Source organism: Bacillus sp. CIS52, from assembly GCF_053545315.1.
The window spans coordinates 1,263,465-1,276,879 of record NZ_JBIUFR010000001.1 but is presented as its reverse complement, the minus strand read 5'-3'; the positions used below and the strand labels follow the sequence as shown (position 1 = coordinate 1,276,879).

Here is a 13,415-nt window from a genome sequence, read left to right as displayed (position 1 = left end):
TAACTCCTTTTAAAGCACATCGGCAATCTTCGACATGGTTTCAGAAAGGGCCGTCAGCTTCGTGCTTATCTCTCTGATTTGATCTTTACTTAATTTATCATAAGGCGTATACGAATGATCGCCTGTTTTGTATTTCGACATCAAAACTTCAAATTCGCTGAATTCCGTATCAAGTTTTTCCGTGACGCCGGAATGATCTTTCACAAGTGCGCTTTTCACTGTTTCATAGACGGCTTTTGAGCCTTCGACGTTGGCGGCCAGATCTGTTAAATCAATGCGGGAGTAACGTTCTTCTTCACCCGTGATTTTTGAGATGCCCGCTTCATTCAGAAGCTCCATGGCGCCGGCGACGATTTGTTCAGGTGTCAGTTTGAGAGAATCGATAGAACCGTCAAGCTTCTTCACATCCTTTAACAGGACGGAGGCCGTTTCTTTTTCGCCAGAAATCTGATTGTCCTTCCAGAGCGCTTTTTCAAGCTTGTGGAAGCCCGTCCATTTGCCGCCTTCTTCCACATCATTTTCTCTGGCATCGATTTTCGGATCAAGCGTGCCGAGGCTTTCGGCAATCGGTTCAATTCGCTCATAATAGACGCGCGCCTTCGGATAAAGTTGTTTCGCTTGATCGATGTCACCCGCCTTGACGGCGTCTGTGAACGCTTCGGTCGATTTTACAAGCTGATCGCTCTGTTCTTTGACATATGTTTTATAGTCACCCGCCGCTTTCTTGAGCTGGTCACTGGCCTTTTTGCTGCTTTTTCCAGCGCCCGTCAGCTCCTCCAGCGAGGCTGTCAGCGATATAGATTCCGATTTAATCTTCTCTGTATCAGGCTTATCTTTTTGTGCTTCTGTATAAATCGGCTGCAGGTGCTTTTCGATATCCGTGTATTCAAACGGATAATCTCCGCGGATTTTATTTTCAAATGAGAGCCAGTAGCTGTTCAGTTCTTTTCCTTTTTGCTGAATGCCTTTCCGGTCTTGTTTTTTAACGGATTCATTCAGTTTGGTCAGAATATCCTCCATTTTGTCCACTGATGCTTTGATGTCCTGATTTACACTGTTTTTTTCGGCTCCTTTGTCAGACGCTGACTGCTGAGCGCCGCAGCCCGAGCACAGAGCGAGGAGTAAGCCGGCTGATAAAGCCGCTTTCCGGATCTGTTTCATTTTGCAACTTCCCTTCTATTCGATTTTAATTTTACGGCTTCCATGATGAGTGCTGCGGCTAAAAAGCCAATGATGAACAGCTGCGGAATGGTGCTGAAAACCGACGGATAGATGCCGAGAAACGATACCGACGGAAGCCAGCTTTCAGCGTCAGACGGGAGAATATCCGCCAGCTGCAAGCTGTGGATGCCCGTACCGAGAAATTTCACGCACATATACAAAACGACGGCCATGGACAGCAGAAAGAACGGCTTTAACGGAATCCGCATTCCGAGCTTAATCATGAGAAAACCCGCTGCCGCAAGGATCAGCAATCCCGCTGCGGTTCCTCCTATTAATTCGGTAAGCGGCAGCTTGCCGACGAGGCCGATAAAAAAGATTACCGTTTCAAGCCCTTCTCTGACGACTGCCAAAAAGGCGATCAGCGCGAAGGACAGCAGACTTCCTTTTTTAAGCGCCTGCGATTTTTGTGTGTTGATTTTTTCCCGCCATTTATCCATTGAAGCGTTGCGGTGGAGCCAGACGCCGACAAACAGGAGCATCACGGCAGACAGAATGCCGGTCACGCCGCCGAGCAGAAAATTGTTTTCTCCGAAAATGTTTGAGGAAAACAGCAGGGTGACGCCGACTCCCGCCCCGAGAGAGACGAGCATGCCGAGTGACGCTCCGCCCCAGATCCAAGCGGATGAACGGGTGACCCGGGCTTTTTTCGTCATCGTCAACAGCGCGCCGATCACAAGAAGCGCCTCCATTCCCTCTCTTATCGGGATAAGAGCGGCGTCCAGCCAGCTGTAGCTGCTTGACGCAATCGGCTCAAGGAGCTGAATCATTTCGTCAATATGTTTAACGGCCTGATCCGGGCGGTTTTCGGCTTCCGCCTTCATGAGTGCCAGATTCTCTTCTGAGGTCGTGTAGGCCGTTTTGGATTGGGATACGACGTCTCCTTCGACAGCCAGCCAATTCGTGACAAGCTGATCGATTTTTGCTTGGGCTTCAGCACTTTGGCTGCTTTTGATCAGCTGTTTCGTCTCTTTTAAGCTTTGAATATAGGCTGAGAGTGTAAGCCTTGAGCTCCCGACGGCTGCACCTTTTAATGTGACGGCCTGCCGGTAGGTTTCTAAATGGGACCCAAGCTCAGAAAGCTCCGCCTGTACCTTTTTGGTGTCTTTATTAAGCAAAGAAAGTGAAATCATTGCGATATTGGAGTTCATTTTTGAATAGGAAGATAGATTTTCTTTTTTAATAGCAGGCTCTTCCTTTTTCCATACTATTTTTAATTGTGAAAATGTTTTTTCGGCGGATTGCAGGTTTCCGTCCTTTGCAGATTGAATCATTTGCTGATTCAGGCTGATAAGTGAAGCGATGGGATCAGCGCCTTTCGCCACGGCAGAAGAACTGGCTATGACGAGCAGGCTGAATAACATGAAAGCAAGCTTCCGTGCCATCATGCACCTCCTGTAGTTGAAAATGATTATCATTATATATCATAATCATAGTCCGATCTCGGCCTTTGTCAATAAAAAGTTGCGCATACAAAAAAAGGGCCGTCCTCCCCGGACAGCCCTCCTGACAGAAACATGTCAGCTTTTTGCTTTGGAACGCTGAATTTCTTCAAAAAATCTGCGCGCCGCCTCTTTTGGATCATCGGCTTGGCTGATGGCGCTGATCATGCTGACGCCGTCTGCTCCCGCTTTAATGACGGGCGCCGCATTCGCCGCTGTAATGCCGCCGATTCCCACAATCGGAATGGTGATATCCTGACGCCGCACTTCTTCAATCAATGTAACGCCCTGCACAGCTTCAGCATCTTTTTTCGTTTCGGTCGGATAGACCGGTCCCATTCCGACGTAATCGGCTCCGGCAGCTTCCGCCCGCTTCACCTCGGAGACATTATGTGCAGATACACCGAGAATCATATCACCGATTGCCGCTCTCGTTTCTGCAGCGTCTGCGTCATCCTGGCCGATATGCACTCCGTCCGCCATAAGGCGCAAGGCCAATTCAACATCATCATTAATGATGAAAGGAATGCCGGCCTGTCTGCAGACATCCTGCACCTGCTTTGCAAACTGGACACGTTCCTCCCCTGTTAAAGAACCGCTCCCCTTTTCCCGAAATTGAAAAAGCGTAGCGCCGCCCTCTATGGCTTTTTTCACCACAGACACGGGGTCTGCGTCAGTATTATTTGATCCCATAATAAAATAAACCGATAACATATCCTTCATCATTTCCCGAGAAATACGCGTCATTTTTCTGTCACCCTTTCAATTGCAGCAAGCTCGGCCGCTTCTTGTTCTGAAATGCTTGCCAGCTTGTTTAAAAGCTCAATCTGGAAGCTGCCCGGGCCCTTGTGAGACGTGTCCAAAGCGGCAAGCTGAGCGGCGCTTCCGTATACAGAAACGGCTGAAACCGCCGCTTGCAGAGCATCCTGGCCCGCTGCGCAGAAGGCTCCGATTACAGACGTCAGCAGGCATCCCGCCCCCGTCACCTTCGTCAGCAGTTTATCACCGTTATGAACGGCGTATGTGTCGGTGCCGTCAGAGATGATGTCAGTTTTTCCGGTAATCGCAATGACAGTTTTCAGCCCGCTTGCAGCCGTCTTGGCGAGCTGAAGCGTATCTCCTCCGCCTTCCCCAGCATCCACGCCTCTTATCTTCCAATCGGATACGCCGGCAATATTGGCGATTTCCGCGGCATTTCCGCGAATGACGGACAAGCGGACCTCCTGTATGATTTTGCGGGCTGATGCCGTCCGAAACGGCGTGGCGCCGGCGCCTACCGGATCAAAAATGACCGGAACGCCGTTTTCGTTGGCTGATTTTCCCGCGGCGATCATAGCTTCAACCGATGCCGGACTTAGGGTGCCTATATTCAGGACGAGCGCTCCGGCGATTTTCGCCATGTCGGCGGCCTCCTCAATTGCATAAGCCATAACGGGTGATGCGCCGAGCGCAAGCAGGCCGTTAGCGGTGAAGTTCGTGACGACGTTATTGGTAATACTGTGAACGAGCGGGCATTGCTCCCGCACTTTACTCAAGTGTTGAGCTGCGGTTTGTGCATCCATGCTTAATCATCCTTTTTTCTCTTTTTCGGATTCCACAAGTACGATTTTGTATGTTCCAGCCAGGCTCTGGCGGCAAAGGACATGTAGCGGTCCTTCCGCCAAATGATGGCTAAATGCCACGGAATGACCGGGTGAACGAGCGGAATGGTTTTGACTTTCTCAGGATCAAGGCCGCGGCAGATTCTTTCCGGCAGCAGGCCGATGCCGAGATTGGCCGATACCATTTCGCTGATAAAGTCCCACTGTGACGTTTCATAAATGACGTGCGGCCTGAACCCGGCTTTCACACATTCCGTCATAATTCGATTGTGAAGGACAAAATCCTCCCTGAAAAAGATGAACGGCTCTTCTTTCAATTCGTGAAGACTGCATTCTTTCTCGTCCGCGAGCCGATGTAACGGATGGACGACGAGCATGAGGGTTTCCTTTACGATTGTAAACGTATGAAAAATCTCTTCATTCGCGGGAAGCACGACGACCCCGATATCAAGCGAGCCGTCCTCCACACCTTGCTGCACTTTAATTGAGCCGTCCTCTACGAGCTGAAACGTCACATCGGGATATGTGACGCGGAAGTCACCGAGCACTCTCGGGAAAAAGCCCGACCCGATCATCGGCGGCAATCCGATGCGGACGTGCCCTTTCTTTACCTCCATAATATCATTCAGCTCTGATGTCAGATTTTGGAATGACTTTGTGATCTCCTGCGCCTGCACATACATGCTCTGTCCGGCGTCAGTCAGTTCAACCTGCCGGCCATTGCGGTAAAACAGCTTGATGCCGAGCTCCGTCTCCAGATTTTTAATCATTTTTGAAATTGTCGGCTGTGAAACATACAGTGACTGCGAAGCCTTCGTAAAACTTTTCAAACGGGCCACTTCCAAGAAGTATGTTAAGTGCCGGATGTCCATTTCATCTCATCCTTTCTATAGACAAAAGGAATACATATTATTCTTTATATATATTTTACCTATAGCAAAACCTTATGTACAATATAAATATAAGGGAGGCATCATTATGAAAAAATTGTTGCTTACCGTTATTCAAATCGCTCTGCTGTTTATATTTGCGCGTCTGATCAATTGGGTCACGGCGGCTCTTCATATAAATATTCCCGGCAGTATAATCGGGATTGTGATTCTTTTCACATTGTTGCATTTCAAGATTATCAAGCTTGAATGGATCGAGCTTGGCGCAGCATGGCTCCTCGGTGAGCTGCTGTTGTTTTTCATCCCGTCTGCCGTCGGAGTGATTGAATACGGAGATATTATGTCTAAATTCGGTGTAAGCATTTTACTTGTCGTCATCATCAGCACATTTGTCGTGATGGTTTCAACAGGTACGCTTACACAGCTGATAGCAAAAAGAAAGGAGAAAAAACAAACGTGTTCATCGGAATCATAAGTTTATTCTTAACTGTCTTAGTGTATTTGGGCGCGAAAAAACTCTACATTCGTTTTCCGCGGGTGTATACGTCGCCGCTTCTGATTACGCCCGCTGTTTTGGTCGTACTGCTGCTTCTTGTTAATGTCCCATATCAGACATACAATCTCGGCGGCGGACTGCTGACCGATATGCTTCAGCCGGCAACAGTGGCGTTCGCCATCCCGCTTTATAAATATTTCCCGATTTTAAAGAAATACGCCGTGGAAATTATTTTGAACGTAGCGGTCGGTTCATGTATCGCCATTCTGTCAACGGCCTTTATCGCAAAATGGTTCCATCTTGGCAGCAGCTTAGTCGACAGTCTCGTGCCGCGATCAGTGACGACGCCGATTGCCATGAACGTATCAGAAATGATCGGCGGGATGCCGGCCGTTACAGCGGTTTTCGTCATTTTAACGGCTTTATTGGGAACGATCATCGGGCCGATGGTCATCCGCTATTTCCGCATTGATAACGAAATTGCCCGGGGCGTGCTGCTCGGAACAAGCGCACACGGAGCGGGAACATCTAAAGCATTTGAGCTCAGCTCCGTTTCAGGTACGATCTCAAGCGTGTCCATGATTCTCGCCGCGATTATGACGCTGTGCGCGGCCCCGATTTTGCTTTCGTTTATGTCATAAAAGACTGCTCCTGACAGAGCGGTCTTTTTTATTTGCCAGAGATCAATCAGTCTGTCCTTCATAAAAAGACGAAAACACGATATGATAAGACATGAAATGAAAAGATTGAAGAACGGATGTGTCATATGAACGGCCAGCAGCGAAACAGCATCAGAAAAGGGCTTGAAGTCGATATCGTCTTGAAAGCCGATCAGCGTTCAGGAAAACTGACAAGAGGAATCGTGAAAGATATTTTGACGAACTCAAGCTTCCACCCGCGCGGCATTAAGGTTCGCCTGGAGGACGGGCGAATCGGCCGGGTTCAGCAGATTATTGAATAGAAAAAAAGCCGGGGCTGCATGCCCGGCTTTTTTTGTTGTGATAGCTAAATCGAAAAATCCATAACTAACTATTGACTCTTACGCCGCGTAATACTTTAGAGTAGCAATTGAGGAGGCGGAAAAAGTGATGGATATGAAAGTAAAAGAAGTAGCTGAACTGATTGGAGTAAGCATCCGTACTCTCCATCATTACGATCAGATTGGATTATTGACTCCTAAAACTACCGATTCCGGTTATCGGCTTTATTCAGAAGAACACCTTGAACAGCTGCAACAGATATTATTTTTCAAGGAACTCGATTTCTCCCTGAAAGAAATTAAAAAAATCATTAACAGTCCTTCATTTAACCGAAGAGAGGCTTTAATCTTACAAAAGAAAATGTTGATGGAGAAACGAAATAGAGTCGACAAGATGATTGATACCATCGATAAATCAATCAAACATATGATGGGAGAAATCTGCATGACAAACAAAGAGAGATTTGAGGGAATTCACTTTAAACATAACCTTTATGAACAAGAAGCTCGCAAACGGTGGGGGGATGAACCTGTCGATAAGGTGAATATAAGATTGAAAAGCATGACTGATGGTAAACAAAAAGATTTATCTGATAAGTGGACTGCAATGTTCAATAAATTTGCATTGCTCATTAACCAATCCCCCAACTCTCCGAAAGTACAAATAGCTGTAAAAGAATGGTTTGATTTTTTAAATGATAATTTTGGCGAATATTCTTTTGATGCCTTTTATGGATTAGGTCAACTCTATGTTGAAGATAAACGCTTTACTAAGAACATCGATCAGTATGGTGAAGGATTGGCGAAGCTCATGAGTGACGCAATTAAAATCTATATAGATAATCAAAAAAGGGTGATACCAATTAAAATCATTATAGAGGATACAATCGGGCAATACGAAAAGTTATTTTCAATGATTGAAAATAGAGAAGATTATTATCGATACTCAATGATGAAACCCTTCGAAGACATGTGGAAGAAGATTAATGTCCCCTTAAAGTCAAAACACCCTAACGGATATGATGTAATAATGGCTGCAAATATGCTGGGCTACCTGAGCATATCGGACACGGAAACCGGAAAAAAAGCATTAGAGAGCCTGAAAGAAATTCATGCTCCTAAAATTGCATATGATGCCTTAACTCATTGTGTTGAATTCCTCAAAGAAAGCAACTTAAAAATAAACGCTGATGAAATAAGATTCGGAATGTATCTGGCTAATCCAAAAAAACTTGAATTACATAAAGGATATTGCGGATTTGGAGGAATTCCGGGATTTATTCAAGTTAGTATTTTTCCCAATACTTATAATATACCGAGACTGCCTGCTGTAATCGCACATGAATTTCATCATAATATTCGTTTTTCGTATTTCAATTGGGATTATGGGAACGTAACGGTTGGTGATTACTTAATTATAGAGGGGTTGGCAGAATCGTTTGCCAAAGAACTTTACGGAGAAGCTCTGTTAGGTCCTTGGGTTACTTCTTTTGAAAAGGAAGACTTAGAATACTCAAAAGAAATCATCAAAGACTCATTAAATATGAAAGGATTTGCTGAGGTCAGCAGTTACATGTTTGGTGACATCTTTGCAGTCCAACAAGGTTATCAGCCTGTCGGCTTATCACCGTTTGCAGGCTATGCGGTTGGCTACCAAGCAGTGCAATCCTTCATGAAGGCCAACAATGTGGGAATTAGAGAGGCCACTTTACTTAATACAGATGAGATACTGCATAATAGCGGACTGTTTCTTTAACAACCTGTTTTATTTTCAACCAATTTAAAGCGATGAAGGAAGGTTTTCTTTCCCCCTCTTTCATCGCTTTAAACGATAATCCTATTTTTTCCGTAAGAAAACAACCTTTAAATAGTTCCCTTCTTTAAACGCGGGAATCGTTTTGAAATCTTCCGGAAGCGTATATTCTTCCAAAATGTCGTAACGCTCGTTTGTTTCTTTAAAGGCGGTCTCTATAAAGCCTTTAAATTTCTTCATATTGAAGGCGCTGCTGTTTGTCGATGCAACGATGATGCCGTTTTTTGCGGTGATGGCGATCGTTTCCTTCAGCAGGTTTTTATAATCTTTCGCCGCGCTGAACGTCCGTTTTTTTGTACGGGCGAAAGAAGGCGGGTCAAGGATGATGAGGTCAAACGCCAGCCCTTTTTTCTCCGCATAGCCGAAGTATTTGAAAACATCCATGACTTTAATATCATGTGCTTCGTAATCAATTCCGTTGGCGCTGAACTGTTCAATCGTTTTTGCAAGACTGCGGTTGGCGACATCGACACTGGTCGTTTTTTCAGCTCCTCCAAGCGCCGCCGCAACCGAAAATGCCCCCGTATAAGAGAACGTATTCAGCACCCGTCTGCCGTTTGCATACTTGTCCCGAATCGCTTTGCGTACATGACGCTGATCTAAGAAAATGCCCGTCATCGCCCCGTCGTTTAAATCCACCGCATACTGTATGCCGTTTTCTTGAACAATGACCGGAAAGTCTCCTCTTTCACCTTTGACAAAGTCGTCGTCTTCCACGTACTGTCCGGCGGTATCAAACCGTTTCTTTTCGTAGATCGCCTTATAAGAAAGCTCCAGGCCGTCAATCGCCTCAATCAAACTGTCCTTATATGCGTAAATGCCTTTGCTGTACCACTGAATCAGCAGATAACCGTCATAGACATCAATCGTGACGCCGCCGATGCCGTCGCCCTCACCGTTGAACAGACGGAACGCCGTCGTATCGGGCGCCTTAAAAAGATGGGCTCTTCCTTCAGCCGCTTTTTTCAGCTTGTCCAGAAAGAAACGTCCGTCGATTTGTTCGTCTCTCGCACGGGACAGCACCCAGCCGACTCCTTTATTCTGCAAACCGTAATAGCCTTTCCCGATAAATTCGCCCTTCTCGGATGTTACATCAAAAAGATCGCCCTCTGTTAAGTGAGCCGAGCTTCCGGACAGAGCGTCTTTTTCAATCAGGGGGAATCCTTTTTTCAGCTTTCCGGCAAATGTATCTTTCACTGTAAGTAGCTTCATTGTGCATTCCTCTTTCGTTTTGCTTTCTCTTATCGTACCATAAAACATGCATTGTCCCGAAAAATTCAAAACAGGGGGAAAACCATGACAGCCAAAAGAATCGACCATACAGGCATTATGGTCAAAGATATTGAAACATCCATTGCTTTTTACCAAGACGTTCTCGGTATGCAGTTAAAGGATCGTATCACTCATACGAACGGCATTATTGAACTTGCCTTTCTCGGCTTTCAGGAAGGGCCTGAGACGGAGATTGAGCTGATTCAAGGCTACAGCAGCGAGCTTCCCGCAGAAGGAAAAGTGCATCATATCGCTTTATTAACTGAAGATATCGCGGCGGAATTCACGCATGCGAAGCGTCAGGGCGCCGTATTTATCGATGAAGAAATCACGACGCTTCCGAACGGGTACCGCTACTTTTACATTGAAGGACCTGACGGCGAATGGATCGAATTTTTCCAGCGTTAAAAAAAACGGGCAGAAGCGCCCGTTTTTTTATATTTCTTCTGTGACGTTTTGTTCCGCTGCCCGTTCCTCTCTCCATTTTTGAAGATCCCACATTCTGAAAAACGGATAATAAATGATAAATGTAATCAGGAGGTTGATCAGCTGCATGACCGAACCGGAGATCTTCCCGCCCGTCGCCAGATAACCGGAAATCAGCGGCGGCATCGTCCACGGCACGGCGATTCCCGCCGGTTTTGCCACCATTCCCGTGCTCATCCCGATGTACGTCGCCGTAATGGTCAAGAGCGGTGCGATGATAAAAGGCACGATTAACAGCGGATTCATGACGAGCGGCATCCCGAAAATAATCGGCTCGTTAATGTTAAAGATCGCGGGTCCGATGCCGAGTCGGCCGAGCTGTTTCATCTGTTTGCTTCTGGAGCGCACAAGCATGGTCAGCACAAGGGCAAGCGTTGCGCCGCTTCCGCCGACATTGATCCATATTTGAAAGAACTGTGTCGTAAAAATGCTCGGCAGCGCTTCTCCCGCCTGAAAAGCCAAACGGTTGGCGTCCATCGCCCCGTACCAGATCGGCGACATGACGCCGCCGATAATGGACGCGCCGTGTATGCCGCACGACCAAAGCAGCATTTGCACGAATTCGGCGATAAGACTTCCGCCGAGACTCCCGCCCAAAATAGACAGCGGGGTGCCCAGCAGATCGCCTACGACATTGTGGAGGCTTTTAAAAGGAGTTATTTCAATAAACAGACGGGCCAGCCATACGAGCGTAATAATAATGAAACCGGGGATGAGCGCAACAAACGATTTGCTGACCGCAGGCGGCACTCCGTCAGGCATCTTAATGACGATATTTCTTTGTACGATAAACCGGTACACTTCCGTAGACAGCATTGCTATGATCATCGCGACAAACAGACCTTTGCTTCCGAGCAGCGAAATCGGAATGCCGCCCCCCACCATAATCTCTGTTGACGAGCCGTCAGGAATAAAAGGAATCTGATACGGTGTCGCCAATAAAAAGGCGGCAAGGGCAATGGCTCCCGACGACAGGGCATCGACCTCATAGCTTTCCGCAAGCCGGTAAGCAATCCCGAAGGCGGCGACAAGCGCCATAATGTCAAAGGACGCATTCACGGGATACCCGAGCTTTTCAACCCAATTTTCACCGAAAAGACCAGCCATAAAATCGGCATAACCGGGAATCGGAAGACTCGTCAGAATCAGAAAAACCGATCCGATGATAATAAGCGGCATAGTCAAAATAATGCCGTCCCGCAAAGCTCTTAAGTGCCTTTGGCCGGCGACTTTTCCGGCGACAGGCATGATTTTTTCTTCCATTACCCGATTAAACGTACTCATTTATCAAAAAACCCCCTTTTTGAGTTCATTGCGCAGATGTCTTAAAGCATTTTCTCCATCATATTTTGGAAACGCTTACATTTGCATACAGAAATTTTCCTTATCCCTTAGGAAAAAAAGAATTCCGCACTGCCGATATATAAAGAAAAAGGGGGAATCACAATGTATCACACCCTGAAACCGATCATGGCCGCGGCCTTGTGCGTCACCCTGTTCGCAGCCGCGGCACCCGCTCACGCCGAGATGCAGGACCGGGACGTTATCGTGGTCTACAAAAATAATAACGGCAAGGAGTCCGCCATAGACAGCGGAGCGGATGTAGAACAGACCTATCAGCATCTTCCCGCAGTCGCCGTGTCGGCTGATTCGGAAACGGTGAAAGACCTGAAACATGATCCTGACATTTTATATGTTGAAGACAATGTATCCTTTCAGGCAGCAGGCGGTTCTGATATCCACCCGTTAACAGCGGCATCAAGCAGCAGTTACACGCTGCCGCAATGGGATATAGAGCCCACTCAGGTCAAGCAGGCCTGGAAAGAAGGCTTGACGGGAAAAAAGGTGAAAGTGGCTGTCATTGACAGCGGCATTTACCCTCACGATGACCTTTCCGTTGCGGGAGGCTATTCCGCAGTCAGCTATACATCTTCATACAAAGATGACAACGGGCACGGTACGCATGTCGCCGGCATCATTGCCGCCAAACATGACAGATACGGCATTGACGGCATCGCGCCGGATGTCCGGTTATATGCGGTTAAAGCATTGGACAAAAAAGGCGCGGGAGATCTCAAAAGCCTTCTTAAAGCGATCGACTGGTCCATCGCCAACAAAATGGACATCATCAATATGAGTCTCGGAACTAACGCAGACAGCAAAATTCTTCACGACGCCGTCGACAAAGCATACAAAAAAGGCATTGTGATCGTAGCCGCCGCAGGAAACGACGGCAACAAAAAACCCGTCAATTATCCGGGCGCCTACAGCAGCGTAACGGCAGTCTCAGCGTCAACCGAAAAAAACGGTCTTGCGGCTTTTTCTACGACTGGAAAACAAATTGAATTTGCCGCACCCGGCACCAATATTACGAGCACGTACCTGAATCAAATGTACGCCGTGGCTGACGGCACATCTCAAGCCGCGCCGCACGTCACCGGAATGTTCGCGCTGCTCAAGCAAAAATATCCGGAAGAAACAAATACACAGCTCCGGCAGCAGATGCAGCAAAACATCAAAGATCTGGGCGCTCCCGGGCGTGACAGCCGATTCGGGTACGGCCTGGTGCAATATCACGCAAAGCAAAAGAGCTTTGCCGAACTGGCCGTAATAAAAGCGGAAAAAACGAAAAAGCAGGCAGATATCAATCAAGCAAAAACGGCTGTCAGCAAGCTTTCAAAGTCAAAGGGAAAAACCGCCCTCGAGTCCCGAATCAATAAAGTTCAGACAGCAAGAAATGTGACGGACGCCAAAGACAAAGTCCGGACTGCCGAAAAACAAAAGAAAAAAACCGCCGTTAATGCGGCACAAAGCGCCATCCGGAAATTACCGGCCGGATCAGAGAAAAAAGGACTGCAAAAGCGGCTTGACGCTGTCAATTCAGGCCTTTTGAAAACGGCTGGGGCCAGCGTCAGACAGGCCGAAAAAAAGACCTCTGAGGCCAACGCCGCAAAAGCCAAAAAAGCAGTGAGCGAGCTTCAGCCGGGAAAAGAAAAAACCGCTCTGGAAAAACGGCTTGACCGGATAAAAGAGAAACTCAACCGGAAGCAGGCAAGGGACAAAGTGAAAACGGCCGAAAAAACCAAAACGAAAAAGGCAAAATCAGCGGCCCAAACGGCGGTCAGCCGGCTGAAGCCGTCTGCCGAAAAGACCAGCCTGCAAAAACGCGTGCGCGCAATTCGGGTGAAACATTAAAAAAACGCTTATGAGCCGCA

At 47.3% G+C, this 13,415-nt stretch carries 13 protein-coding genes and 1 pseudogene; 7 read left to right on the top strand and 7 right to left on the bottom strand.

Annotation, left to right across the window (positions count from 1 at the left end; translation table 11 throughout):
• Nucleotides 1-9 precede the first annotated feature (9 nt).
• The 5 genes from efeO to cidR all read right to left on the bottom strand — a co-directional run bounded on the left by efeO (nucleotide 10) and on the right by cidR (nucleotide 5,136).
• Entirely contained in the window at nucleotides 10-1,161 is a 1,152-nt protein-coding gene (gene efeO / locus ACH32G_RS06050; RefSeq protein WP_448814108.1) for an iron uptake system protein EfeO, read from the bottom strand.
• The gene (locus ACH32G_RS06045) at nucleotides 1,158-2,606 is read right to left on the bottom strand and encodes an FTR1 family protein (RefSeq protein ID WP_448814107.1); all 1,449 of its coding nucleotides are present in this window, start codon (nucleotides 2,604-2,606) and stop codon (nucleotides 1,158-1,160) included. Before ACH32G_RS06045 ends, efeO begins: the two co-directional genes overlap by 4 nt.
• Before the next feature lie 135 nt (nucleotides 2,607-2,741).
• Nucleotides 2,742-3,410, bottom strand: a complete 669-nt coding sequence (thiE, locus tag ACH32G_RS06040) for a thiamine phosphate synthase (RefSeq protein ID WP_448814106.1) — start codon at nucleotides 3,408-3,410, stop codon at nucleotides 2,742-2,744.
• The gene (gene thiM, locus ACH32G_RS06035) at nucleotides 3,407-4,225 is read right to left on the bottom strand and encodes a hydroxyethylthiazole kinase (RefSeq protein ID WP_448814105.1); all 819 of its coding nucleotides are present in this window, start codon (nucleotides 4,223-4,225) and stop codon (nucleotides 3,407-3,409) included. The genes thiE and thiM overlap by 4 nt, the downstream gene beginning before the upstream one ends.
• A 2-nt stretch (nucleotides 4,226-4,227) precedes the next feature.
• On the bottom strand, nucleotides 4,228-5,136 hold the full coding sequence (gene cidR / locus ACH32G_RS06030; protein WP_016937506.1) for a cidABC operon transcriptional activator CidR: 909 nt from the start codon (nucleotides 5,134-5,136) through the stop codon (nucleotides 4,228-4,230).
• A 106-nt stretch (nucleotides 5,137-5,242) separates the two neighbouring features.
• On the opposite strand from cidR, the gene ACH32G_RS06025 reads away from it, so the two are divergent.
• The 5 genes and pseudogenes from ACH32G_RS06025 (at nucleotide 5,243) to ACH32G_RS06005 (ending at nucleotide 8,385) form a co-directional block, all read left to right on the top strand.
• Nucleotides 5,243-5,629 carry a CidA/LrgA family holin-like protein gene (locus ACH32G_RS06025; RefSeq protein ID WP_016937505.1) on the top strand — a complete coding sequence of 129 codons (387 nt, stop codon included), beginning with the start codon at nucleotides 5,243-5,245 and terminating at the stop codon, nucleotides 5,627-5,629.
• Nucleotides 5,611-6,291: a CidB/LrgB family autolysis modulator gene (locus tag ACH32G_RS06020; RefSeq protein WP_012118753.1), complete on the top strand. Its 681-nt coding sequence runs from the start codon at nucleotides 5,611-5,613 to the stop codon at nucleotides 6,289-6,291. The genes ACH32G_RS06025 and ACH32G_RS06020 overlap by 19 nt, the downstream gene beginning before the upstream one ends.
• Before the next feature lie 125 nt (nucleotides 6,292-6,416).
• Nucleotides 6,417-6,611, top strand: a complete 195-nt coding sequence (locus ACH32G_RS06015; RefSeq protein WP_016937504.1) for a YwbE family protein — start codon at nucleotides 6,417-6,419, stop codon at nucleotides 6,609-6,611.
• Nucleotides 6,612-6,738: 127 nt separating this feature from the next.
• Nucleotides 6,739-7,482 (top strand): annotated as a pseudogene (locus ACH32G_RS06010) (MerR family transcriptional regulator); the annotation flags it as partial.
• Between the two features lie 60 nt (nucleotides 7,483-7,542).
• Nucleotides 7,543-8,385 carry a DUF2268 domain-containing protein gene (locus ACH32G_RS06005; protein ID WP_448814282.1) on the top strand — a complete coding sequence of 281 codons (843 nt, stop codon included), beginning with the start codon at nucleotides 7,543-7,545 and terminating at the stop codon, nucleotides 8,383-8,385.
• 81 nt (nucleotides 8,386-8,466) lie between these two features.
• On the opposite strand, the gene ACH32G_RS06000 is transcribed toward ACH32G_RS06005, so the two are convergent.
• Nucleotides 8,467-9,654, bottom strand: a complete 1,188-nt coding sequence (locus tag ACH32G_RS06000) for a class I SAM-dependent rRNA methyltransferase (protein ID WP_264819360.1) — start codon at nucleotides 9,652-9,654, stop codon at nucleotides 8,467-8,469.
• Nucleotides 9,655-9,738: 84 nt separating this feature from the next.
• Here ACH32G_RS06000 and ACH32G_RS05995 point away from each other — a divergent pair, with 84 nt between their 5' ends.
• Nucleotides 9,739-10,122: a VOC family protein gene (locus ACH32G_RS05995; protein ID WP_032875731.1), complete on the top strand. Its 384-nt coding sequence runs from the start codon at nucleotides 9,739-9,741 to the stop codon at nucleotides 10,120-10,122.
• Between the two features lie 27 nt (nucleotides 10,123-10,149).
• Here ACH32G_RS05995 and celB read toward each other — a convergent pair whose 3' ends face one another.
• On the bottom strand, nucleotides 10,150-11,484 hold the full coding sequence (gene celB / locus ACH32G_RS05990) for a PTS cellobiose transporter subunit IIC (protein ID WP_016937501.1): 1,335 nt from the start codon (nucleotides 11,482-11,484) through the stop codon (nucleotides 10,150-10,152).
• A gap of 162 nt (nucleotides 11,485-11,646) precedes the next feature.
• Between celB and ACH32G_RS05985 the strand changes: the two genes are divergently transcribed.
• Nucleotides 11,647-13,395, top strand: a complete 1,749-nt coding sequence (locus ACH32G_RS05985; protein WP_448814104.1) for a S8 family serine peptidase — start codon at nucleotides 11,647-11,649, stop codon at nucleotides 13,393-13,395.
• Nucleotides 13,396-13,415: the final 20 nt, after the last annotated feature.